This is a genomic window from Hoeflea algicola (assembly GCF_026619415.1).
In the GTDB taxonomy this organism is placed as follows: Bacteria; Pseudomonadota; Alphaproteobacteria; order Rhizobiales; family Rhizobiaceae; genus Hoeflea; species Hoeflea algicola.
The window spans coordinates 178556-200253 of sequence record NZ_JAOVZR010000001.1; the positions used below are offsets into that span (position 1 = coordinate 178556).

The window sequence follows — 21698 nt, forward strand, 5'->3', positions numbered from 1 at the left end:
ACCTTTATCCGCGCTAATTGATGATTTCGTCCATGATGATGTGGTTAGCAGGGGTCGTTAAATTTGAAATCGCCGTGGTCGCGTCCACGTGCGCGATCGCAAGGACATCACATTTCACAGCATCGTATGCAGACAGTACCTCTTCGCGTGTTTCCACGACATAGGGTTCGATAACGATCTTGTTGCGCTGAAAGAAGTCAGTCCATTTCCGTTCCGCGGGCGTATTGTATTCAAAGCATACGAAGGCTCCGGTGAGGTCCATTGCCGATGTGACGCCGAGATTTCTGGTTGTGATCAAAGCGACACCGTCTGCTGACTTGGGCACGGCTGGGACGACCGGTTTGACATCGCTTTTGGGTTTGAGCCGTTTGAGGCGGTTGAGACCGGAACCGGGATTTGTGGCTGAATTATCCTGGCTCACAGCCGGCTGCGCGAATGTGGTTGCTGCAGAATGGCCGATGGCTGCGGCCAAGAGATGTCTGATGATCAATGCAAGAACCTCCAAAAAAGAAAATACAAATGGGTTGAGTTCAGGATTTTTGTTCAAAACAAAGCGGGCATAGACGCAGCAGATCGCATCATAGGCGGGATTTGGAAATGATTATTCACGCCATCCGATTCAGACAATACTGGAAGGCATATCGCGATATGCGTTGCAAATTGTCGATCGGAAGTTTCATTCCTCCAATAAGCGTATCTGATGGTCGGTTATAAATACGATACTGAGATAATAGTTGGTTTTGGCCGTGTGCGCCAGTCACACGCCGTAATCGAGATTGCGCGGCAAACTCAGGCGGGATCGATCTTGAACCGCGCGCAGATAGCATCGGCAAGAAACGCCCGTGCCGCTGGTTCCTGGCTTGGCGCCGGGGCGATCGCGCGCAATGCCACATACCCTTGCGTTGCCGGCAATTCGACCAGCACCGCGCGCTCCAGCGCACGCGGCATGGCGCGCCGCAACTGAAGCATCTGTGTCGGTGTGACGAAGGCGATGTCGACACTTTCGCCGATCGAAGAGCGGTCATTCATCGAATAGGTTTCATTCGACGCGGAATCATAGACCGATACGGTCCACAGTGGCACATCACCCGACGCCATTACCCGCACCGGCCCGTTGTCGATGTCAAATCGGCAGACCGCGGTCCGGATGTAGGGATCGTCATTATACAGCCCCGAGGTATTGGGCTCGTTTGCAAGCGTGAAGAACCGGTTTTCGTCACCCAGCGCCACCACCCGGGTCCAGGTGTCGGTCCCGGTCCATTTCGGCATCGCCAAAATGATGATGATGTGGATCAGCGCCGCGCCGACCAGTCCGATGGCGATGGCCAGCAAACCGCTACGCATGGTCACAATCCGTCATCGCTATTTTGGGCATGTCGAGTTCCACCAGTCCCGTGGAGCCCGCTGTCGGCGTATCGATGAGGGTCAGCACCAGCGCAACATCGCCAGGTTGATCGAGCCGGATCCAGTTGCCCGGTTTGGCGTCAGTGGAGATCCGGATGCTGAATGCGCCATCGCTGTTGCGCAAGGTGTTCCAGGAATTGATGCTTGAAGGAAATTGCGACGGCGCTACCACCGGCACGCCTCCGCTATCGGTGATGCGCAGCGTCCAGAATCGTGAAGGCGGTGTTGTTCCCGAAACCGTGTAGCTACAGTTCCCCGACAGCGGTTTTCCGTCCTGATCGGTCCGTGCGGTAAACACCAGTCCCTCGGCGCGTCCGAGCAGGACCCGTCCGTCACCGGCGCGGTGGGCCTTGGCGAAGGGGTCGGCACTGGCGGTCTGCAATTCCGGATAGGCGCTCCACGGCCCCAGCTTGATGGCGCCAAAGCCGGATGTGGCCTTGAGCGTCCAGGCGGCGGACCAACCGCCGATGCCGAAGGCGACAGCCAGCGTGAGCAGAACCAGAACAGGCAGACGTAACACGGACCGGGTTTTCCTTCGTCAAGCCAGCGGCGTGGCGGGCACGGCGCGTATATGGAAGCGGGCGGGGTAGTCTAATGTCTTGAAATCATACATTGACCACACCGTTTTGGAGAACCCGCGAGAGAGCGATATCGAATATCATCGTTCGGCGGTGATGGGAACCAGCGCAGGTAGGTTGTCGGCCGCGGCGAGCCGCTCGGGCACCCCCAAGGGCTTGGCCTTTTCGAACTGTTCGGACAGCGCGCGCAGGATGTCGGTGGTCTGACGGTTGAGCGTGCGCGGCCGCTGTGGCGGCGCCAACCCGTTGCCGTCGCCCGAAGAACTGGCAACCAGCGGCGCGGCACGTGGCGTCGGAAGCGGATTTTCGACGCCGGGAATGGCTCGGAGCTCGATGCCCTGGTGGGCGTAATCCATCAGCCGCTTGAAGGTCATCGCCGGCAGCGAGCCGCCGGTCATTCGGTTGGACGAGGTGTAATCGTCGTTGCCGAACCAGACGGCTGCGGCAAAATTGCCGGTAAAGCCGCAGAACCAGGCATCGCGATAGGCTTGCGTGGTACCGGTCTTGCCACCCGTCAGCACCCCGTCGACCGCTGCACGCCGGGCGGTGCCGACATAGGGCACCCGGGTCAGCATCTGCGTCATGTAGGCCTCGGCCGTCTCCGACAGTACCCGTTTGGCGGGCGGTTCGTCGCGGTTGAAATCATACAGCACATCGCCCTTGTAATTCATGATCTGGGTGATGCCGTGGCGCCGCGATTCCATGCCGCCAGCGGGAAACACTGCAAAGGCGGTGGCCTGGTCGAGCACCGTGACTTCCGAAGTGCCGATGGGGATGGTGACGTCCTTGCGGATTGGCGTCTGCACCCCGAATTTCTTGGCCTGGGCCATGATCTGCTCGATCGGGTTGGGGCCGAGTTTTTCCTTGGCGAGCCGCACCGGAATGGTGTTGATCGATTTTGCCAGTGCGGTCTTGATGTCGGTGCGCCCACGGTAGCTGTTGCCGTAATTCTTCGGGTTCCAGTTACCCCAGTGAATCGGCGCATCGATGATCGGGCTGTCGGGCGTCATGCCTTTTTCCATGGCCAGCGAATAGGTGTAGATCTTGAACGACGATCCCGGCTGCCTGAGCGCCCTTGTGGCGCGGTTGAACTGGCTTTCGCCGTAGTCGCGACCGCCGACCATGGCCCGCACGGCGCCGCCATTTTCAATGAGCACCAGTGCGCCCTGGCTGGCCCTGTATTGTTCGCCATACTGGCGCAGGCTGGTTTCCAGCGAAGCTTCGGCGGCTTCCTGCATGCCGATATCGATGGTGGTGCGGACGATCAGCGAGTGCGTGTCGAACCGGGCGGCGATGCGCTTGACCTCTTCGAACGCCCAGTCGAGGAAATAGTCCGGTGCGTCGTGGTCACCGCGGTCGATGACGCTGGCCGGATTGCGCCGCGCGCCGATCACCTGGCCCTCGGTCATCAGGTTGCCCTGCACCATGTTTGACAGCACCTCGTTGGCGCGCGCCCGGGCGGCAGGCAGGTTGATGTGCGGAGCATAGCGGGCAGGGGCCTTGAATAGCCCGGCCAGCATCGCGGCTTCCGCAAGCGAAACCTCGGTGATGTCCTTGCCAAAATAGAACTGCGCGGCTGCGGCTGCGCCAAAGGTGCCGCCGCCCATATAGGCGCGGTCGAGATAGAGTCTGAGGATTTCCTTCTTCGGCAGATTGGCCTCGAGCCAGAACGCCAGAAAGGCTTCCTTGATCTTGCGCTCAATGGTCCGTTCATTGGTCAAAAACAGGTTCTTGGCCAACTGCTGGGTAATGGTCGAGCCGCCCTGAACCACCGAGTTGGCCTTGACGTTTTCGGTCATGGCGCGGACCAGGCCTAAAAAATCGATGCCGAAATGATCGAAAAAGCGCCGGTCCTCGGTGGCCAGCACCGCCTTGACGAAATGATCGGGCAGTTGGTCGACGGGGGCTGAATCCTCGTGGATGATGCCGCGATGGCCAATTTCATTGCCGTAGCGGTCGAGGAAAGTGACGGCGAAGTCATCCTGCGCGCGCCAGTTGCCGGCGGTCTCCTCGAACGCCGGAAGCGCCAACGCCAACAGCAGCACGAAGCCGGCAGTGCCGACATTCATGCCTTCGCCGGCGATTTCAAAGAAGGCTTTCCAAAATCCACGGGTGCGGAACCGGCGGAAAAAGATGGTGATTTCTTCCCATAATTCGCCGACGCCGAAGCCTGCGTTCCAGATGCTGGAATCGATCCAGGAATCGATCCGGAGCAGGATATTGGACCGCTTGCGCGGCCGGTTTTCCTGGTTGAACGGGTCTTGCACGGGTCTCGATCCATCACGGCGTGGGCTTGTGGCCCCGCCTGTTGCTTTTGCGACTGCGGAAAAACCGCTGCCTATATTGCCCCTACGACCTATGCTTTTGGCCGATTTTCAGTCAAAGAACAAGTCGGATAAGCAAACCGACTCCTGCCGGAAAATAAAAAAGGACGCATATAATGGGCCCCAAGCCCTTCTGGAAAACCAAGACCCTGGACGAGATGAACGCCGCCGAATGGGAAAGCCTGTGCGATGGCTGCGGCCGTTGCTGTTTGAACAAGCTGGAGGACTGGGATACCGGCGAGATTGCCTGGACCAATATTGCCTGCCGGCTGCTCGACGGCCACACCTGCCGCTGCAAGGATTATCCCAACCGCCAGGCTATCGTGCCCGATTGCATCGGGCTGACGCCGGACCAGGTTGAAACCATTCCCTGGCTGCCGCCGACCTGCGGCTACCGGCTGGTGGCCGAGGGCCGTGATCTCTACTGGTGGCATCCGCTGGTGTCGGGCGATGCCGACACCGTGCACGAGGCCGGCGTTTCGGTGCGGGATCGCACCATCAGTGAAACCGACGTCGAGGTCGAAAATTTCGAAGACTACCTGGTCGAATGGCCGGGCGAGGAGGCCTGATACGCATCGCGTTCAAATGGCTTCATGTGACCGGCACCGCATCTGCGTAAATGTAATGCAGGTTCTTACTGCGCCCTTTGCCCATCAACCAGGATGTGCGGCGTGGTAGGCCTTAGCCGCGAGCGGTTTTACCGGTGGTGATCGGTGCGCACACTGCGTGGAAAATCCATGGGCGCTTGCCGCCGCCAGCTTGATTTTGCTTGCCGGCGGCGGTCCGTCTCATCAGCAGGTTCCCGGCTTTTGCGAGCCGCGGCAATCTACGCCCTTCCGTGAAAAATTGTGCCAGGCGACGGGAACCAATTCCAGGTTTCGGTGTTAACGCCTTGTATTGCCAATGGAGGGTTGCCTGATGATCAAATGGATTCTGATCTTGCTTATTGTCGCCGCTGTTGCCGGTCTGCTGGGCTTTGGCCGGCTGTCGGGTGCGGCGCTGACGGGCGCAAAATTCCTGATTGCGATCGTGCTGGTTCTGTTCCTGCTCGCGGTGCTCGGAATTATCGCCATCGCCTAGCCTGGTTTGCGCGACTCCTTACCCCCTGAGTATGCGCGCATCGAAACGGCCGCCGGTCCCCGCTCCCGGCGGCCGTTTTGCGTTTGTGGACGGCAACCGGCACACGGCGTTAGTCTTCGTAGCGGGTCGTCTCGTCGCGGTCGCGGTCGTAGCTGTGTGCGAGGGGAAATGAGGGCAGCCAGGATTCACGGCGAACGGTCCAGAGTTCGTAGCTTGGCTGCAACTGGTCGGGCGCATCGAGCGAGCCCAGATTGATTTCGATCTCATCGTCGCTGCGGGAAAAAACCGACGAGCCGCAAGCCGGGCAGAAATGCCGCCCGGCATAGCTGCCGGTTTCGCCCTCGATGGTGACCGCATCCTCGGGAAATATCGCTGAGGCATGAAACAGCGCTCCGTGATGCTTGCGGCAACTCAGGCAATGACACAAGCCAACCCGGTAGGGCCGCCCCGACGCCACCAGCCGCACATTGCCGCAAAGGCACCCGCCGGTAAATTGGTCCATGATGGGACTCCTTCGAGATCAAGCGGGAGGAATGGCTATAGTCGACGGCGTTTTCATGACAGGTAAAGCCAGATTTGAGGCGTGCGCAAAAAGCCGAGAAGGAGGACGCCTGATTGGTTCGGTCGCGCCATTCTCAAAGTTACAGCCAGTTTTGCGGGTTTCGTCCGCCATGGACGATGGCCACGACCAGACTGCCGTAAGCCATAGGTTCGTAGATGAGGATATAATTACCCTCGATCAGAGTGCGCGCTGTGGGGCTCAGCTCGGGGCGCGCCGCGCCCATATCGGGTTGGGTAGCGGCGAGATCAGCCTTTTCCAGCATGCGCCGCAACAGGGCGTCGGCAGCGGGTTCATTGTCGACGGCGATATTGCGCCAGATGTCGCGTATGTCCTGCTCGGCCCGAGGACTGAGCCGGGCTTCAGCCACGGCGTTCGGCTTTCAATTCTGTGAGCAGCGACTTGGCGTCTACCACGCGGCCTTCGCCACTGGCGATGCCTTCGTCATAGGCGCGCTTGAGGCGATTGATTTCAATCTCGCGCAACTGCTGATGCTGTTCCCACAGCCGCAGCGCATCCCGCATTACCTCGCTGTTGGACGCATAGGCACCGGACGCCACAGCCTTTTGCAACCGTGCAATCTGCTGTGAGGACAAGGAGATGGTAAGCGTTTTCATCGGTTCGTGCTTCATGATGAAAATATAGCAAGGCTAACAGGAACTAACAAGAACTATGAGAAATTGGGCGACGGAGTTTAAGTTCAGAACGGGAATTGAAGGCTGCACATACCCCTCGCCAACAGGGGAGGGGCTAGAGCCGTCCAGGACGGCTTCAATTCGCGAGACGCGCGTAGGGATATTTTTGACAGCGATAAGAAAATAATCCTAATTATATACTTGACGTACCATATCGTATTTGGCATAAAGGACTCAAGGAGTTAAGCCAATGTTCGACCTGACCAACGAGATTTACCACGACGCCAACAAGGCCCGCGAACATCTGGAAGCCATCCAGTGGCCAGATGGTGCGATCTGCCCTCATTGCGGTAACTGCGATCAAACCCGCATTACCAAGCTTGAAGGCAAATCCACACGTCCCGGCGTCTACAAGTGCAACGATTGCCGCAAGCCCTTCTCGGTCACTGTCGGCACCGTGTTCGAACGCTCGAAAATCGGGCTGCACAAGTGGATCTTGGCAACGCACCTCATGGCTTCGTCAAAAAAGGGCATGTCCGCGCACCAGTTGCACCGTATGCTTGGTGTCACCTACAAAACCGCTTGGTTTATGGCCCACCGTATCCGCGAAGCCATGAAAGAGGACGTTAAAACGTCTGGCCCTCTTGGCGGTGAAGGCAAAACCGTCGAAGCCGACGAAACCTATATCGGCAAGCGCGAAACCCCTCGCCAGCTTTCCCGTGGCCGCATTGCCAAGCCTACCAAGTCAGGCAAGGCCGGTGGCGCTGAAAAGCGTATCGTGGTCGGTCTGGTCGAGCGTGGCGGCAAGTCCCGCATGTTCCTTGTCCAGAACGCTACCAAAGATATCTTGCGTGATGTGCTGGTCCGCAACGCTGACCGCAAGTCCAACCTCTATACCGATGAGTCCCGCCTCTACACTGAGACTGGCAAGGAATACGCTACCCATAAGACAACGAAGCATTCCGCCAAGGAGTACGTTCGTTATGAGGGCGATGCCGTGATCCACTCGAATACGATTGAAGGCGTCTTCTCAGTCTTCAAGCGCGGCATGATCGGTGTCTATCAGCATTGCGGCGAAGCCCATCTGCACCGCTATCTGGCTGAGTTTGATTTCCGCTATAACCGCCGTACCGCCCTTAAGGTGTCGGACCGCGAACGCGCCGACATGCTGTTAGAAGCCATTCGCGGCAAGCGCCTGACCTATCGGCGGATTGACGAAGCCCGTCACGCCTAAGCAGAAGGCTCGCAAAATTCTCGCGAAACGAAAGAAGAACAAGCGCAAATTGTGAATTGCGGGGAGGACCGAGTTTCAACCCTTGCGTCACTCGCTCGACTCACTTCAACGTGGAAGGCGGAGGTTCTTCACAACCTCCGCCTTTGTTCAACCGAGCCATAGGACGGCCCGAATGATTACCAAGCAGACTTTGAATCCTCCCGTGATTCTCGTCAAGCGTCCTGTGGCCTCACACAGGAAACTTTGAAATGACAACTGACCACCAAGTAACTTGCATCACTCCAGACGGGGCTGATTCCGATCAAAGAATTGATGCGATAGGAGGTACAGCCAGTGGGGGGCTGGAAACTCTTAATCGACCGCGCCATAGCTGGGATTGAATCTAGCGAATGGACTTTTTGGACTCTTGTTCAGGGGCAACGAGCTAACGTCGTCGTTGCAAAGCGGGCGAATGGTCGAAAGTACCTGAAGACAACGGCGGACGGGTTTGAGCCAAACAACCTTTTGGCTCTCCCCCGCTGCCCTTGATCATTTCGAACGGAGATTGCACCCCGATCGGGTCAAGCGCCCAGCAAAGGGCTTGCTGGGCGGCGAGCATTTCACGGTCGGACGGGTCAGAGACGAGTGCTGACCTAGCCCTATCAATCTCCCTTTGAATGAAACTCATTGGGCTTGTCCTTTGTGGGTTTCTTGTCTCCCTTCCCGGTCTTCGGATCGGGAGGGGTTTTCAACAGGCGACGCAAAACCTCGTCGCCCTTTTCCTGGTCTTTGCTCATGGATGAATCCGACATGCCACAACCTTTGTCTAGGGTTTGCCCCAATGGATCATACAGCATCGGCGCGACTGGTGAACCCACCCTATCTTCCCGGCCCGAACTTGCCGCGCTGGCCATGGAAGCGATAGCCTCATGGTCAAATGTGGAGGCCGAACTCCTCAGCGCCTACATTCAGCTAATGGGGGGTAAGGACGATAGAGCCGCCGTGGCCTACCTGTCTCTTGAAACCCAAAGCGCCAAATCAAATAGCATCGCAGCTGTTGCAAAGACCTTCTTGGAGGAAACCGAAGTCAAGGTCCTGAATGCAATTTTACGTCTAGCAAAAACAAATCAGAAGCACCGTGATAAACTTGCTCACTGGGTTTGGGGCATCTGTTTCGAATTGCCAGATGACATACTTTTGGCGAACCCAAAAAACATGCACTCCGGGTACCCAGACCGCCGTGACGTTTTCGTTTACACCGCAAAAGACTTCAAAAAAATCATTGAGGGTAACAAGCGTCTCGCGGCCATGGCGGGATGTTTTATCAGCGTGGTGTCTCGCCCGCCTGATATGCCAGAATCGTTTCAACCACTTGAGCTGCTATGTATGGCACCTGAGATTCGAGAAATCCTAAATCTTCCGGCTTCGCCAGACCAATCTCAGCCTTCAAAATAGCCGCCACGGCCATCTTCATTCCCTCAATTTTCTCAGCGCTTGTACCGGCCTGTCGCGAATCATCCTGCATTTTGCACCTTGGTACGTAAAGTATATAATTGTGAAAATAATCCTTGACGGTGTGACGGTGCTCTGATAGGTTGATGTCATCGTCACGGATTTGCGCCGGGAACGGCGGTTGGGTCCGCCGGGTTTGGTGGACGTCGAGTGACAAGATTGATATGTGCGTCAAGCGCCTCTGGTTCGTCCGGGGCGCTTTTTTGTTGGCTGGTTTACAGCGCCGCGCATCCGATCGGATGGGCAAAGGACGCCGTAACTCCGTGAAAGTGTGCATCGACGTTATCAGTTAACTGAATCCATATGAACGCGGCATGCATCAGGCCAGGATTGCAGGGAATTTGAGAGGTTTGCCATGATCGAGAGCTTTGCGGGTGTCGGGCCGAGCCGGTTGTCAGGTGCCAAGCCGATGGCGGCGGGCGAGGCGGTACTGATCGACCAGTTGATCGATCTGGTGCTGTCGCTCGAGCCGTTCGAGATCAAGCAGGGGGAGCCTTCGGGCGCACCCGGTTCGACTCGGACTGACGCCGTTGAGGACGGTGCTGAGATGGCGGGTAGGGGCGCCGGGCTGTCGTCGCGGAGTACCCGGGCGATGCTCAGGAGGATGCGCGCCGTGCTCGACCGCGAGGCGGCTCGGCTTGGCGACGACGGGCTCGAGGGCAAGGCGGCGGTGGACCAGGTGGCGCTGATCGCCCGGACGCTCGAAAAGATCGATCAGCTGGAACGGCTGATTGCCGAGGATGAAGCGCGCGCCGCCGGCACGACCCTGTCGGGCGAGGAGCGCGAGCAACTCAGGCAGACCGTAAGGCAACTGATCCTCGCCGCCGCCGCGCGGATGGCGGCTGAGCAGGCAGGTAAGCGGGACGGGATGCAGACCGGTACCCAGGAGGCTGTGGCCGGGGAGAGCGAGATTGACTCTGACACGGACGAGCCTGCAGGGCAGAGCATTTCGGATAGCGCTGGGGATGAAGACGTTTGCAGTGGCTGATGGTAGGGTGCGACGCCACAACGGCGGTGTTGGTAGTTGTCGAACCGGTGCAGAAAGCGGACCCAGATGCGGCATCTGGCTGGCATCGCCCCCCGGGCGGAGTGGTCCCTCTTTGCCGGGCAGGTACGAAGGTGCTGGCCTTCGCAGGCCACAACGTTGCTTCGCTTGTCCGGCTCAAGGCGGGATCTACGGAGGCTGGGGCGTGAGCGCCCCGAAGTCGGAAATCGGTCTCGGTCATTTAAGCGCCGCGTATCCAATTGGATGCGCAAAGGACGTTGAAACTTCTTGAAATGATGCATGTACGTTGTCGCTCAAATGAGTCCATTTGAACGCGACATGCACTGGTGGCAGGAGCAGGCGCATGACGGTCCGGTCGATGGCGGCAGCGTTGCGAGGCGGCGTGTGGGGGAACCCCGTGTCAGACCGCGCCAGACTGGTTGGCAACCTGCTGCTCTGTACGACGCAGGCAAAGTTGAATGGATGCAACGCACGGCACAGCGCAGGGCCGGGCGACGCCCCCGAAATCTCGGAAGGCGCAAGTGGGCTGGAATTGCCAGATGCGCAATCAGACCTGGACAGGATCCGGAAGGGCGGTGTGCCCGACACGGCGCAGACGCCGGAAGACAATAGCAAACAGGAACGGCTTGATACGCCAGCACTGCAGGGGATCGGGGAAGGCTGTGTGCCGGAAGCGTCCGAAACACCGGAGGAGCTCGAAAGCGCGAGCGCGTTGGAGCGTCCAAGTGTGTCGGAACTATCGGAGCTAACCTGCGCAAAGCGGCAAGCTGACGACGGTAAGGTTGGATGGAATAACAACGTGATAGAGCGGATTGGTGACTCAATTTCGCAAGCTCCTGACCTGGTTGCCTCTGATCTGGGGACACTTGATCTGGATGGTAATATTCCGGGGGCGAATGATCCGCATGAGGCAGTCGACGCCGAAGCGCTGGTCGCGGCGCATGTGTTGCGGTTTGACGATCGGGCGTTGCGGGCTAATGCCGTGGACTGGCGGCTCTTGGCCCGGCCCGAGCAATTGCCGCCCGAGGGCGACTGGCGCACCTGGCTCTTGATGGGCGGGCGCGGCTCCGGAAAAACCCGCGCAGGCGCCGAATGGGTGCATGGACTGGCTTCGGGTCTGATGCCGGGGCTTTCGGGCGAGGGGCGCATCGCGCTGGTGGCGGAAAGCTTTGCCGATGCGCGCGAGGTGATGGTTGACGGCGTGTCGGGCATTCTGGGTGTGGCGCGGGCCGAGCGGCCAGCCTTTGAGGCGACCCGGCGGCGGTTGCTGTGGCCCTCGGGCGCGGTGGCGCAGATGTTCTCGTCGGAAGACCCCGAAAGCCTGCGCGGTCCGCAATTCGATCTCGCCTGGGCCGATGAACTGGGCAAATGGCGCCACGCCCGCGACACCTGGGACATGCTGCAATTTACGCTCCGGCTGGGGGCGCGGCCACGGCAACTGGTGACGACCACGCCACGGGCGACACCGTTGATGCTGGCGCTGGTCAAGGACACGGCCACGCGGGTTACGCGGATTCGCACCGAGGACAATCAGGCCAACCTCGCCAGCGGTTTTCTGGCGGCGATCTCGCGCTCGCTATGGCGGCACCCGGCTGGGGCGGCAGGAACTCGACGGCGAGTTGATCGCCGACCGCGAGGACGGGTTGTGGCGGCGCGACCAGATCGAGGCGCTGGTGCTGCGCAAGCATGGCCCGCTCAGCCGTATCGTGATTGCCGTCGACCCGCCGGCCAATGGCGCGGCCAGATATTCGTGTTGCGGGATTGTTGCCGCCGGATTGGAAGAAGGTGGCCGGGCAATGGTGCTGGCCGACGGCTCGGTGGAGGGGGCGAGCCCCACCCGCTGGGCGCAGGCCGTGGCGCGGCTCTACCGCCGGTTTGATGCCGATTGCGTTGTGGCCGAGATCAACCAGGGCGGCGACATGGTGACCAGTGTTTTGACGACCGTCGAGCCGACGCTGCCGGTCAAGACAGTGCGAGCGACGCGCGGCAAATATCTGCGCGCCGAACCGGTGGCAGCGCTTTACGAGCAGGGACGGGTTGCCCATGCCGGGCATTTTGCGGCGCTCGAAGACCAGATGTGCGATTTCGGCCCCGACGGGTTATCGTCTGGCCGCTCGCCCGACCGGCTCGATGCGCTGGTGTGGGCGCTGACCGAGCTGATGCTGACGCGCCGAGGCGCGCCGCAGGTGCGGCATTTGTGAGCGGTTGTGCGAATGATGTTGCCAATTGGCGCCGATCGGTGGATCACCGGGTTATTGCCAGAATTGACAGGAAGATGCCCATGATCCGCCATATCGTGTTTTTCAGTGTGAGGAACCCCAAGGATCGCGACCGCGTCGAAAAGGGTCTGAACTTGCTGGCGCGAACACCGCATGCTCGGACTTTCGAGGTTGGCCGCAATATCGGCCACGATGCGATTTCCGAGCCGGTGGATTTCGTTGTCTATGCCGAGTTTGACGATGAGGCAGCACTTTCAGCCTACAAGGCTGATCCGCTTTACCAGCACGCGATCGAGGTTGTCAGGCCACTGAGGGAATTGCGCATTGCCGCCGATTTCGTGAGCGGCGAGGGCGCCGCCCGGAACTGAGACTGACGCCGGCGTTCAAAACCGCGCCGCCAGAGTGACCATCGTGATGTGATTTTTGACCCCGCCCGGGTAGCCTCGGCGGGGTTTTTCGTTTCCGCAATCAGCAAAAGGGTGAGGACATGGCATTCGGACTGAGGCTTCCCTGGACGCGGCGACAGCAACCGGCGCCGTCATCGGTGAAAAGCTGGGCCAGCGGGGCGATGGCGGCCCTTTCGGGTGAGGCCGGTGCGCGCTGGAGCGGTCGCAGCTACGCGGCGATTGCGCGCGAAGGCTTCATGCGCAACCCGGTCGCCCACCGCGCCACACGGATGATCGCCGAAGCCGCCGCCTCAGTGCCCTGGCTGGTATTTGACGGTGGCCGCGAACAGGAGCGACACCCGGTGCTGGACCTGCTTAATCGTCCCTACCGGAACGGCGCCGGCGATGGCTTTTTCGAAACGCTCTACGGTCACCTGGTTCTCTCCGGCAATGCCTGGATCAACCCGGTGGGTACGGCTGACCGGATTGCCGGGCTGCAATTGCTCAGGCCCGACCGGATGCGGGTGATCGCCGGGCCAGACGGATGGCCGGTGGCCTATGAGCATCAGGCGGGCGGCCGGCGCCAGCGCTTTCCGGCAACGCCGGAAGAGGGACCGGGGCTGCTCCATCTCAAGCTGTTTCATCCGCTTGATGATCATCTGGGATTCGCGCCGCTAGAGGCGGCGATGATGGCGCTCGATCTGCACAATGCGGCAATGGGCTGGAACAAGGCGCTATTGGATAATTCAGCCCGGCCCTCGGGCGCGCTGGTCTACCAGCCCCGCGATGGCGGCAATTTGACCGACGAGCAGTACCAGCGGTTAAAGGCTGAACTCGAGAATGGTTATCAGGGCACCCGTCGCGCCGGACGGCCAATGCTGCTTGAGGGCGGGCTCGACTGGAAGGCGATGGGGCTGACGCCGCGCGACATGGATTTCATCGAGGCCCGCAATGGCGCGGCGCGTGATATCGCGCTGGCGCTGGGTGTTCCGCCGATGCTGTTGGGTATTCCCGGGGATCTCACCTACGCCAATTACCAGGAGGCCAACCGGGCTTTCTGCCGCCTTACGGTGCTGCCGCTGGTGGCGCGCACGGCGCAAGCCCTCACCACCTGGCTGCAGCCAATTCATGGTTCGGGGCTGAAGGTTGATTACGACGCCGACCGCCTGCCGGGGCTTTCCGCCGAGCGCGACGCGCTGTGGCAACGAGTTGGCAACGCCGATTTCCTGACTGACGAGGAAAAGCGGGAAGCCGTTGGATATCAACGTGTTGCAGGCTGAAGCGGAATCACATCCGCAAGCTCCTGAATCAAACTGTGAACGGCAGATAGCTACCTGGCAAGGAGGGAATCGCATGCAGGACATCGTTCCCGAACAATCGATGCTGACAGCCCGGATCATCGGCGCTGTCTGCGGCGCGCTGGTCTCGTTTGCCTACATGATGCCCAGGGGCGCGCGTGAGGCCGGAGCCCGCGCGGTTGCCGGCATTGTCTCCGGCCTGGTGTTCGGCGCGCCGGCCGGACTGGCGCTGGCCGAATGGATGGGCGTGAGCGCGATGCTGTTGCCTGGCGAGACCCTGCTGATGGGCTCGGCGGCGGCAAGCCTCGGCGCCTGGTGGGTGCTCGGTGCGTTGACCCGGATCGCCGATCGGGTCGGTCGCGGCCCCGGCGGGAAACAATAAGCCCCGGTTTCATTCGGCGTAATCGGGCCCGATCTGGCCAGCGCAAGAATTCTGACAACTTGAAGGACAAAGCCATGAAAGCGGACTGGAGCGTATCCGGACGGCAGCACAAGCGTGTCGATCTGGCCCTGGAGGATGTCAGCGGCGATGGCCGCTTTTCGGGCTATGCCAGCCTGTTCGGCGCGGTCGACCTTGGCCGCGACGTGATCGAACCGGGGGCTTTTGCCGCCTCGCTCAAACGCCGCGGGCCAGGCGATGTGCGCATGCTCTACCAGCACGACCCGGAGCAGCCGATCGGCCGCTGGCTGTCGATCCGCGAGGATGCGCGCGGGCTGCATGTCGAGGGCAGGCTGGCGCTCGGCGTGGCGCGTGCCCGCGAGGTCCATGAGCTTATGAAATCCGGCGCGCTCGACGGGCTGTCGATAGGTTTCCAGACGCTGCGCGCCCGCAACGAGGCCAAGGCTGGCGTACGCCGGATCTTGAGCGCCGATCTCTGGGAGATTTCAGTGGTGACATTTCCGATGCAGCCGGGCGCGCGGGTGACCGCGGTCAAGGCGGCCGGAATGCAGCCACCCACACGGCGCGAACTCGAACGCCGGCTCACGCGGGATGCGGGGCTGACGAGACGCCAGGCGCGCGGGCTGATTGCCCGCGGCTACGACGCACTTTCGGACAGGCAGGACGCTGGCCCGGAACATCTCAAACAGCTGGAGATACGGCTGCGCACCCTGTCCCGGACGTTGCGGCCAGCCGGCTCCAAACCTGAACCGAACTTTTGAAAGGACGACCGATGAACATTCATTTGCAAATGCCCCGCGCTCCCGAAACCAAGAGCCTCGACGCCGATGTCGCCCAGGCGTTCGAGGAATTTCTCTCCACCTTCGAGGACTATCGGCAATCCAACGACCAGCGGCTGGCCGAGATCGAGCGCCGTGGCGGCGATATTCTGGCGGAGGAAAAGCTCGCCCGGATTGATACCGCGCTTGATGAGCAGAAACGCACCCTCGACCGCTTGCTGGTCAAGCGCGCCCGTCCCGATCTCGGCCGAGGTGATGGCCGGGAACCAAGCGCCGTGCGTCAGGCCTTCGAGGCCTATGTCCGGCGCGGCGACGAGGCCGGGCTGCGCCAGAGCGAGCGCAAGGCAATGCAGACCGGCAGCGATCCCGATGGCGGCTATCTCGTGCCTGATGAACTCGACAGCGAGATCGGCAGGCGGCTGTCGGAACTCTCGCCGATCCGCTCGATTGCCACGGTGCGGCAGGTCTCGGGCGCGGTGCTGAAGAAACCCTTCGCGCTTGACGGCATGGCCACCGGATGGGTCGGCGAAACCGACGCCCGGCCGCAGACGGCAACGCCGCAACTGGCGGAGTTGCAGTTTCCGACCATGGAGCTTTATGCCATGCCTGCGGCGACCGCATCGCTGATCGACGACAGCGCGCTCGACATCGAGGAGTGGGTGGCTGCCGAAGTGGAAGCTGCCTTTGCCGAGCAGGAAGGGGCGGCCTTTGTCTCGGGCGACGGTGCCAACAAGCCGCGCGGTTTTCTCGACTATCCCAGTGTTGACGATGACAGCTGGAGCTGGGGCAAGCTCGGCCATATCGCCACGGGTAGCGCCGGCGCTTTTGGCACCGATCCTTCCGACCGGTTGGTCGAACTGATCTATGCGCTGAAAGCAGGGCACCGGCAGAACGGCCGTTTCGTCATGAACCGCAAGACGCAGGCCCAGATCCGCAAGTTCAAGGATGCCGACGGCAACTACCTGTGGATGCCACCGGCGGGCGCCGGCCAGTCGGCCTCGCTGATGGGCTTTTCCGTGGTCGAGGCAGAAGACATGCCCGACATCGCCGCCGACTCGGTGTCGATTGCGTTTGGAGATTTCCGTCGCGGTTACCTGGTGGTCGACCGGACCGGGGTGCGGGTGCTGCGGGATCCCTATTCGGCCAAGCCGTATGTGCTGTTTTACACCACCAAGCGAGTCGGCGGCGGAGTGCAGAATTTCGAGGCGATCAAGCTTTTGAAATTTACTGCCTGACGGGCACTCTGTTCCTCACGAGCAAAACCTCTCCCGGCATCCGGGGGAGGGACTTGAACTCCAACGCACCTCACTCCGGAGATCACCATGCCCCTGATCCAGACCGATCCGCCCTTAGCGGAGCCGGTGACGCTTGCCGATTTGAAGGCGCATCTGCGCATTGATTTAAGCGATGAGGACGCTTTGCTCGCCGATCTGATCCGCGTCGCCCGCGCCCATCTCGAAGCCGTCACCGGTGTTGCGCTGATGAGCCAGGGTTTTCGTCTTCTGCTTGATGACTGGCCCTGCGGTGATGTGATTCAGTTGATGAGAACCCCGGTTCAAACCATTGATGCGATTCTGGTTTATGACGGCGACGGCGTGGCGCAGGATCTGCCGCTGACCGGCATGCTGCTCGATGGCACGGCGCGCCCGGCACGGCTGGTGCTGAAGACCCGGCCAAGCCCGGCGCGGCCGATCAACGGCATCGAGATCGAGTTTACTGCGGGCTATGCCACAGCCAGCGACGTGCCGCCCGAACTGGTGCGGGCGATCCTGATGCACGCCGCCCATCTTTACGAATTTCGCGGTGCGGTGTCGCCGGAGATGCAGCCGGCGGCGGTGCCCGAAGGTTATCGCCGGTTGATCGCACCCTGCGTACGGAGGGCACTGTGATGCGGCTCACATTTGTTGACCCGGGGGAACTGAAGACGCGGCTGCGGCTGGAAACACCCGCCGAGGCGCCCGATGGCCAGGGCGGTGTCACCGAGGGCTGGAACGAAGTGGCAGAGCTGTGGGGGCGGGTGGAACCGTTGCGCGCCAAGCCGGGGGAAGAGGCAGGTGCATTGACGGCGCCGATCAGCCACCGCGTGACCGTGCGGTATCGCGCCGATATCCGCCACGCCATGCGCTTTGTCTCTGGCAATCGGCAGCTGTTGATCCGGGCGCTGCGCGATCCGGACGAGCGCCGGCGCTACCTGGTCTGCGAATGTGAGGAGGCTGCACCATGAGCGCCAATGCGCTGCAGAAGGCGGTGCTGGAACATCTCGCCGCCATGCCGGCGATTATTGCCATCACCGGTCCTGGGCGGATTTTTGATCGCCGGGTCACCCGCGCCGAACCGCCCTATCTGGTGTTTGGCGAGTCCACTGTGACGGATTTTTCAACCGGGGACGAGGCCGCCAGCGAGCATCGTTTCGACATCGAAGCCTGGACCAAGCACAACGGCCGCAAGCAGGCCGCCGAATTGGCCGACGCCGTCCGCGCGGCCCTTCACGAGGCCGATCTGGCGCTTGAAAGCGCGGTGCTGATCAATTTGCGTCACGAACGCACAGTCAGTCGCCGCGCGCCGCGCAGCGACCTGCATGTGGCCCGGATCCGGTTCCGGGCGGTGACCGAACCCTGAGGGTTGCCGAATCCACATCCGAACCAAGCGGAACCCTCGCTTGACCATGAAAGGACCAAGACATGAGTGCTCAAAAGGGCAAGGACCTGCTCATCAAGATCGACGATGGCGGCGGGTTTGTCACCATCGCCGGCCTGCGCGCCAGACGGTTGGCGTTCAATGCCGAGAGTGTCGATATCACCGACGCCGAATCCGCCGGGCGCTGGCGCGAACTGCTGGGCGGGGCCGGGGTGCAGCGCGCCTCACTGTCGGGCGGCGGGTTGTTCAAGGATCAGGCCAGTGATGCGCTGACCAGGGCGGTGTTTTTCGCAAGCGAAATCCGTGACTGGCAAGTGGCGATACCGGACTTCGGTACCGTCAGCGGGCCGTTCCAGATCACGGCGCTTGAATATGCCGGTCGGCATGACGGTGAAATGACGTTTGAGATCGCGCTGGAATCGGCCGGTGCGCTGAGCTTTGCGGCCGCGTGAGGCGAAGATGGTGCGTATTCATCCCAACCGTCGCCGCGGCGAGATTGCCGCGTGCTTTGACGGTGAGAGCCGGCTCCTGTGCCTGACGCTGGGCGCGCTGGCCGAACTTGAAAGCGCCTTTGGCGTCGCCAATCTGGCGGAACTGGCCGAACGGTTTGAAAGCGGCCGGCTGTCGGCTGCCGATATTCTGCGTATCGTTGGCGCCGGCCTGCGTGGCGCCGGCAACCGCTTCAGCGACGCGGACGTAGCCGAAATGTCGGCCGAGGGCGGTGCGGCCGGGTTTGCCCGTATCGCCACCGAATTGCTGTGGACGACCTTTGGCGGGGACGAGATGGAGCCGCCCGACCTGGCCCGAGCAGACACACAAAAAACCGACAATTCCCATCGGGAGAGTGCGAAAAACCCTTCCGTGCCGCAGGCGGAGACGCGGTGGTGAAGACGGATCGGACGTTTTTCCCCTGGGCGTCTGTGATCCGCTTTGGCCTCGGCCGCCTGCGGCTTTCCCCGGAGACGTTCTGGCGGCTGAGCCTGCCGGAATTGGTAGCGCTGATCGGTTCGGAGGCGGGGCCTGGGCCCGCCACCCGGCAAAGCCTCAATGCGCTGATGGCGCAGTTTCCTGATGACAGAAGCACAAAGGAGCCAGGCCATGATGGATGAACCAAGCGTGAATGTGGATGTTGAACTGGACCTCAATGGCGCCGACCGGGCGCTCGATGAACTCAGGCAGAAGGCTGACAGTTTCGGCGGTGCGCTGTCCTCGGCGCTCAAGCAGGCGACCGTTGACGGCCGCAGTCTTGACGAGGTGCTGCGGGGGTTGGGCAACCGGATGGTCGGCATTGCGCTGGATGCAGGCATGAAGCCGCTCGAGCAGGTGGTGAGCAGCTCGATCGCCGGTCTGAGCAGCAATCTCGGCCGGTTGCTGCCGTTTGCCAAGGGTGGCGTGCCGGGGCGGATGACCGCCTTTGCCGATGGAGGTGTGGTTGGCGGCCCGTCCTATTTTTCCATGCCTGGTGGCGATACCGGGCTGATGGGGGAGGCCGGCGCCGAAGCGATCCTGCCGTTGCAGCGGGGGCCTGACGGCAGGCTTGGCGTGGCGTCGGGCAGCGCCGCGCCGGTGCAGGTCACCTTCAATGTGACCACGCCGGATGCGGCAAGCTTTGCCAAATCAGAAGCCCAGATCACCGCCATGCTGGCGCGCGCCGTTGGTCGCGGCCGGCGCGGGTTGTAACCAAGGAGCAAGGTGATGAGTGATGGATTTCACGAAGTCCGCCTGCCGTTGCGGCTTTCGCTGGGTGCCAGCGGCGGACCCGGGCGGCGCACCGAGATCGTGGCGCTATCGAATGGTGGTGAAACCCGTAATGCCCGCTGGGCCGATGCGCGAAGGCGCTACGATGTCGGTACCGGGCTTCGCGGACTGGATGATCTTTATGAGCTGACCGCATTTTTCGAAGCGCGGCGTGGCCAGCTTTACGGCTTTCGTTTCCGCGATCCCGTCGATCATACGTCGGCAGCCTACGGGCAGGCGGTGAGCGCCATCGACCAGGTGATCGGCAGTGGCGACGGAACCACCACGCTGTTTGAGCTGATCAAGACCTATAAAGATGCTGGTGGCGCTACCGCGCGGCGGATCGAAAAACCGGTCGAGGGCAGCGTTGTGGTGACAATCGACGGGACGCCCCTGAACCCGGGCGCGTTCACTGTGGACCCGACGACGGGGCAGGTGTCGATCATGCCGGAGTTCACGCCAGCGCCGGGTGCAGAGGTGACCGCCGGCTATGAATTCGACATTCCGGTGCGTTTTGACACCGACAGGATCGAGATCAGCCTGGCTGCGTTCAAGGCTGGGTCGGTGCCCTCGGTTCCGCTGGTGGAGATCAGGCCATGAGAGACATTTCCGCGCGCCTTGCGGTGCATCTGGCCCAGACTGCCACCACGACCTGCCATGCCTGGCGGCTGACCCGTACTGACGGGCTGGTGCTGGGCTTTACCGAGCACGACCATGATCTCGAATTCGACGGGACAGTGTTTTCGGCCGCGACCGGGTTTCGCGCCTCAGAGGTCGAAACCGGTCTTGGGCTGGAAGCCGACGCCGCCAATGTGGCCGGCGCCTTCTCGGCTGCTCAGATCAGTGCCGACGATCTGGCGCTTGGCCGCTATGATGGCGCACAGGTGGAGACCTTTCTGGTCAATTGGCAATGCCCGGCTGACTATTTGCTGCTTTCAACCCGGCAACTGGGCGAGGTGCGCAGCGCCGGGCCTGCCTTCAGCGTCGAACTGCGCAGCCTGGCGGCAAGGCTCGACCAGCCACGCGGGCGGCTTTATGGGCGGCGCTGCGATGCCGATCTGGGCGACAGCCGCTGCACCGCCAACATTGCCGCGCCGCCGTTTACGATGGAAGCGACGATCGCCGAGGTGATCGACGAAATGACGATACTCGTGGCCGGGCTTGGCGATCGGCCCGCCGGCTGGTTCAGCCAGGGCCATCTCGCCTTCAAGTCTGGATTGCTTGCGGGGCTTTCCGCCGACGTCTCCGAGCACAAATTGGTGCCGGACGGGGCACGGCTCACCCTGTGGCAGCCGTTGGCGCGGATGCCAACGCTGGGCGATCAGATCACGGTCGTTGCCGGTTGTGACAAGTCGTTTGAAACCTGTGCAGCAAAATTTGCCAACACGCTCAATTATCAGGGTTTTCCCTACCTGCCCGGCAGCGATTTTGCCTATGGCTATGCCGATGGCGACACCGTCCATGACGGACGGCCGATTGTGCCATGAGCGAGGATGCTCAAGCCCGGCGGGTGGTGGCCGCGGCGCGCGGCTGGATCGGTACGCCCTACCGTCATCAGGCATCGCGCAAGGGCGTGGGCTGCGATTGCCTGGGCCTGGTGCGCGGCGTCTATGCCGAGATCACCGGCATGGCCACGGAGCAGCCCGGTGCCTACGCGCCTGACTGGGCCGAGCGCAGCGGCGCCGAGCGGTTGCTTGAGGCCGCCAACCGCCATTGCGGCGACCCGCTGCCGCTCTTGGCGGCATGGCCGGGCGACATTTTGGTGTTTCGCTGGCGCGACGGCGTGGCTGCCAAGCATGCCGGCATTCTCTCGGGACCTGACCATTTCATCCATTCCTACGAGCCGGCGGGCGTCATCGAAAGCGCGCTGGTTGGCTCATGGCGGCGGCGTGTCGCCGGTGTTTTCCGGATTCCCCGCAAGGGGTGATCCG

29 protein-coding genes and 1 pseudogene are annotated in these 21698 nt (G+C 61.5%); 22 read left to right on the forward strand and 8 right to left on the reverse strand.

Going from position 1 to position 21698, the window contains the following annotated elements; translation table 11 throughout:
* Nucleotides 1–13 precede the first annotated feature (13 nt).
* From OEG84_RS00930 to OEG84_RS00945, 4 genes are all read right to left on the reverse strand, one after another.
* Nucleotides 14–547, reverse strand: a complete 534-nt coding sequence (locus OEG84_RS00930; RefSeq protein ID WP_267651997.1) for a type 2 periplasmic-binding domain-containing protein — start codon at nucleotides 545–547, stop codon at nucleotides 14–16.
* 242 nt (nucleotides 548–789) lie between these two features.
* Complete coding sequence (locus tag OEG84_RS00935; RefSeq protein WP_267651998.1) at nucleotides 790–1344, reverse strand: DUF1254 domain-containing protein; 555 nt, start codon at nucleotides 1342–1344, stop codon at nucleotides 790–792.
* A complete protein-coding gene (locus OEG84_RS00940) occupies nucleotides 1337–1924 on the reverse strand; it encodes a DUF1214 domain-containing protein (RefSeq protein ID WP_267651999.1) in 588 nt (195 codons plus the stop codon). The genes OEG84_RS00935 and OEG84_RS00940 overlap by 8 nt, the downstream gene beginning before the upstream one ends.
* Before the next feature lie 138 nt (nucleotides 1925–2062).
* Nucleotides 2063–4249: a transglycosylase domain-containing protein gene (locus OEG84_RS00945; RefSeq protein WP_267652000.1), complete on the reverse strand. Its 2187-nt coding sequence runs from the start codon at nucleotides 4247–4249 to the stop codon at nucleotides 2063–2065.
* A 173-nt stretch (nucleotides 4250–4422) separates the two neighbouring features.
* On the opposite strand from OEG84_RS00945, the gene OEG84_RS00950 reads away from it, so the two are divergent.
* Both OEG84_RS00950 and OEG84_RS00955 read left to right on the forward strand, forming a co-directional pair.
* Nucleotides 4423–4875: a YcgN family cysteine cluster protein gene (locus OEG84_RS00950; protein WP_267652001.1), complete on the forward strand. Its 453-nt coding sequence runs from the start codon at nucleotides 4423–4425 to the stop codon at nucleotides 4873–4875.
* A gap of 349 nt (nucleotides 4876–5224) precedes the next feature.
* Entirely contained in the window at nucleotides 5225–5386 is a 162-nt protein-coding gene (locus OEG84_RS00955; protein WP_267652002.1) for a DUF1328 family protein, read from the forward strand.
* A gap of 109 nt (nucleotides 5387–5495) precedes the next feature.
* Here the strand turns inward: OEG84_RS00955 and OEG84_RS00960 are convergent, their stop codons facing one another.
* From OEG84_RS00960 to OEG84_RS00970, 3 genes are all read right to left on the reverse strand, one after another.
* Nucleotides 5496–5888: a GFA family protein gene (locus OEG84_RS00960; protein WP_267652003.1), complete on the reverse strand. Its 393-nt coding sequence runs from the start codon at nucleotides 5886–5888 to the stop codon at nucleotides 5496–5498.
* Between the two features lie 139 nt (nucleotides 5889–6027).
* The gene (locus OEG84_RS00965) at nucleotides 6028–6315 is read right to left on the reverse strand and encodes a type II toxin-antitoxin system RelE/ParE family toxin (RefSeq protein WP_267652004.1); all 288 of its coding nucleotides are present in this window, start codon (nucleotides 6313–6315) and stop codon (nucleotides 6028–6030) included.
* Nucleotides 6308–6562, reverse strand: coding sequence for a type II toxin-antitoxin system ParD family antitoxin (locus OEG84_RS00970; RefSeq protein ID WP_267652005.1), 255 nt, complete (start codon nucleotides 6560–6562; stop codon nucleotides 6308–6310). Before OEG84_RS00970 ends, OEG84_RS00965 begins: the two co-directional genes overlap by 8 nt.
* A 268-nt stretch (nucleotides 6563–6830) precedes the next feature.
* Here OEG84_RS00970 and OEG84_RS00975 point away from each other — a divergent pair, with 268 nt between their 5' ends.
* Nucleotides 6831–7814, forward strand: a complete 984-nt coding sequence (locus tag OEG84_RS00975; protein ID WP_267652006.1) for an IS1595 family transposase — start codon at nucleotides 6831–6833, stop codon at nucleotides 7812–7814.
* A 333-nt stretch (nucleotides 7815–8147) separates the two neighbouring features.
* Nucleotides 8148–8342: a DUF3892 domain-containing protein gene (locus OEG84_RS00980; protein WP_267652007.1), complete on the forward strand. Its 195-nt coding sequence runs from the start codon at nucleotides 8148–8150 to the stop codon at nucleotides 8340–8342.
* A gap of 113 nt (nucleotides 8343–8455) precedes the next feature.
* Here OEG84_RS00980 and OEG84_RS00985 read toward each other — a convergent pair whose 3' ends face one another.
* Nucleotides 8456–8590, reverse strand: coding sequence for a hypothetical protein (locus OEG84_RS00985; RefSeq protein ID WP_267652008.1), 135 nt, complete (start codon nucleotides 8588–8590; stop codon nucleotides 8456–8458).
* Between OEG84_RS00985 and OEG84_RS00990 the strand changes: the two genes are divergently transcribed.
* The 18 genes and pseudogenes from OEG84_RS00990 (at nucleotide 8589) to OEG84_RS01075 (ending at nucleotide 21694) form a co-directional block, all read left to right on the forward strand.
* Nucleotides 8589–9248, forward strand: a complete 660-nt coding sequence (locus OEG84_RS00990; protein WP_267652009.1) for a hypothetical protein — start codon at nucleotides 8589–8591, stop codon at nucleotides 9246–9248. The genes OEG84_RS00985 and OEG84_RS00990 overlap by 2 nt on opposite strands.
* 412 nt (nucleotides 9249–9660) lie before the next feature.
* Nucleotides 9661–10293 carry a hypothetical protein gene (locus OEG84_RS00995; RefSeq protein WP_267652010.1) on the forward strand — a complete coding sequence of 211 codons (633 nt, stop codon included), beginning with the start codon at nucleotides 9661–9663 and terminating at the stop codon, nucleotides 10291–10293.
* A 946-nt stretch (nucleotides 10294–11239) separates the two neighbouring features.
* Nucleotides 11240–12512 (forward strand): annotated as a pseudogene (locus OEG84_RS01000) (DNA-packaging protein).
* An 80-nt stretch (nucleotides 12513–12592) separates the two neighbouring features.
* Entirely contained in the window at nucleotides 12593–12898 is a 306-nt protein-coding gene (locus OEG84_RS01005; RefSeq protein ID WP_267652011.1) for a Dabb family protein, read from the forward strand.
* A gap of 119 nt (nucleotides 12899–13017) precedes the next feature.
* Entirely contained in the window at nucleotides 13018–14196 is a 1179-nt protein-coding gene (locus tag OEG84_RS01010) for a phage portal protein (RefSeq protein WP_267652012.1), read from the forward strand.
* A gap of 73 nt (nucleotides 14197–14269) precedes the next feature.
* The gene (locus OEG84_RS01015; protein ID WP_267652013.1) at nucleotides 14270–14596 is read left to right on the forward strand and encodes a DUF6107 family protein; all 327 of its coding nucleotides are present in this window, start codon (nucleotides 14270–14272) and stop codon (nucleotides 14594–14596) included.
* Nucleotides 14597–14670: 74 nt separating this feature from the next.
* Entirely contained in the window at nucleotides 14671–15375 is a 705-nt protein-coding gene (locus OEG84_RS01020; protein WP_267652014.1) for an HK97 family phage prohead protease, read from the forward strand.
* Nucleotides 15376–15386: 11 nt separating this feature from the next.
* Entirely contained in the window at nucleotides 15387–16628 is a 1242-nt protein-coding gene (locus OEG84_RS01025) for a phage major capsid protein (RefSeq protein WP_267652015.1), read from the forward strand.
* 87 nt (nucleotides 16629–16715) lie between these two features.
* The gene (locus tag OEG84_RS01030) at nucleotides 16716–17282 is read left to right on the forward strand and encodes a head-tail connector protein (protein WP_267652016.1); all 567 of its coding nucleotides are present in this window, start codon (nucleotides 16716–16718) and stop codon (nucleotides 17280–17282) included.
* Nucleotides 17282–17617 (forward strand): phage head closure protein, encoded by a 336-nt coding sequence (locus OEG84_RS01035; RefSeq protein ID WP_267652017.1) that lies wholly within the window; start codon nucleotides 17282–17284, stop codon nucleotides 17615–17617. Before OEG84_RS01030 ends, OEG84_RS01035 begins: the two co-directional genes overlap by 1 nt.
* The gene (locus tag OEG84_RS01040; RefSeq protein ID WP_267652018.1) at nucleotides 17614–18012 is read left to right on the forward strand and encodes a DUF3168 domain-containing protein; all 399 of its coding nucleotides are present in this window, start codon (nucleotides 17614–17616) and stop codon (nucleotides 18010–18012) included. The genes OEG84_RS01035 and OEG84_RS01040 overlap by 4 nt, the downstream gene beginning before the upstream one ends.
* A gap of 62 nt (nucleotides 18013–18074) precedes the next feature.
* Nucleotides 18075–18482 carry a phage major tail protein, TP901-1 family gene (locus tag OEG84_RS01045; RefSeq protein ID WP_267652019.1) on the forward strand — a complete coding sequence of 136 codons (408 nt, stop codon included), beginning with the start codon at nucleotides 18075–18077 and terminating at the stop codon, nucleotides 18480–18482.
* A 7-nt stretch (nucleotides 18483–18489) separates the two neighbouring features.
* Entirely contained in the window at nucleotides 18490–18918 is a 429-nt protein-coding gene (locus OEG84_RS01050; protein ID WP_425602807.1) for a gene transfer agent family protein, read from the forward strand.
* Nucleotides 18912–19139: a rcc01693 family protein gene (locus OEG84_RS01055; protein WP_267652020.1), complete on the forward strand. Its 228-nt coding sequence runs from the start codon at nucleotides 18912–18914 to the stop codon at nucleotides 19137–19139. The genes OEG84_RS01050 and OEG84_RS01055 overlap by 7 nt, the downstream gene beginning before the upstream one ends.
* Complete coding sequence (locus OEG84_RS01060; RefSeq protein ID WP_267656043.1) at nucleotides 19132–19710, forward strand: phage tail tape measure protein; 579 nt, start codon at nucleotides 19132–19134, stop codon at nucleotides 19708–19710. Before OEG84_RS01055 ends, OEG84_RS01060 begins: the two co-directional genes overlap by 8 nt.
* A 15-nt stretch (nucleotides 19711–19725) precedes the next feature.
* Nucleotides 19726–20367, forward strand: a complete 642-nt coding sequence (locus OEG84_RS01065) for a DUF2460 domain-containing protein (RefSeq protein ID WP_267652021.1) — start codon at nucleotides 19726–19728, stop codon at nucleotides 20365–20367.
* A complete protein-coding gene (locus tag OEG84_RS01070; protein WP_267652022.1) occupies nucleotides 20364–21254 on the forward strand; it encodes a DUF2163 domain-containing protein in 891 nt (296 codons plus the stop codon). The genes OEG84_RS01065 and OEG84_RS01070 overlap by 4 nt, the downstream gene beginning before the upstream one ends.
* Nucleotides 21251–21694 (forward strand): NlpC/P60 family protein, encoded by a 444-nt coding sequence (locus tag OEG84_RS01075; protein WP_267652023.1) that lies wholly within the window; start codon nucleotides 21251–21253, stop codon nucleotides 21692–21694. The genes OEG84_RS01070 and OEG84_RS01075 overlap by 4 nt, the downstream gene beginning before the upstream one ends.
* Nucleotides 21695–21698: the final 4 nt, after the last annotated feature.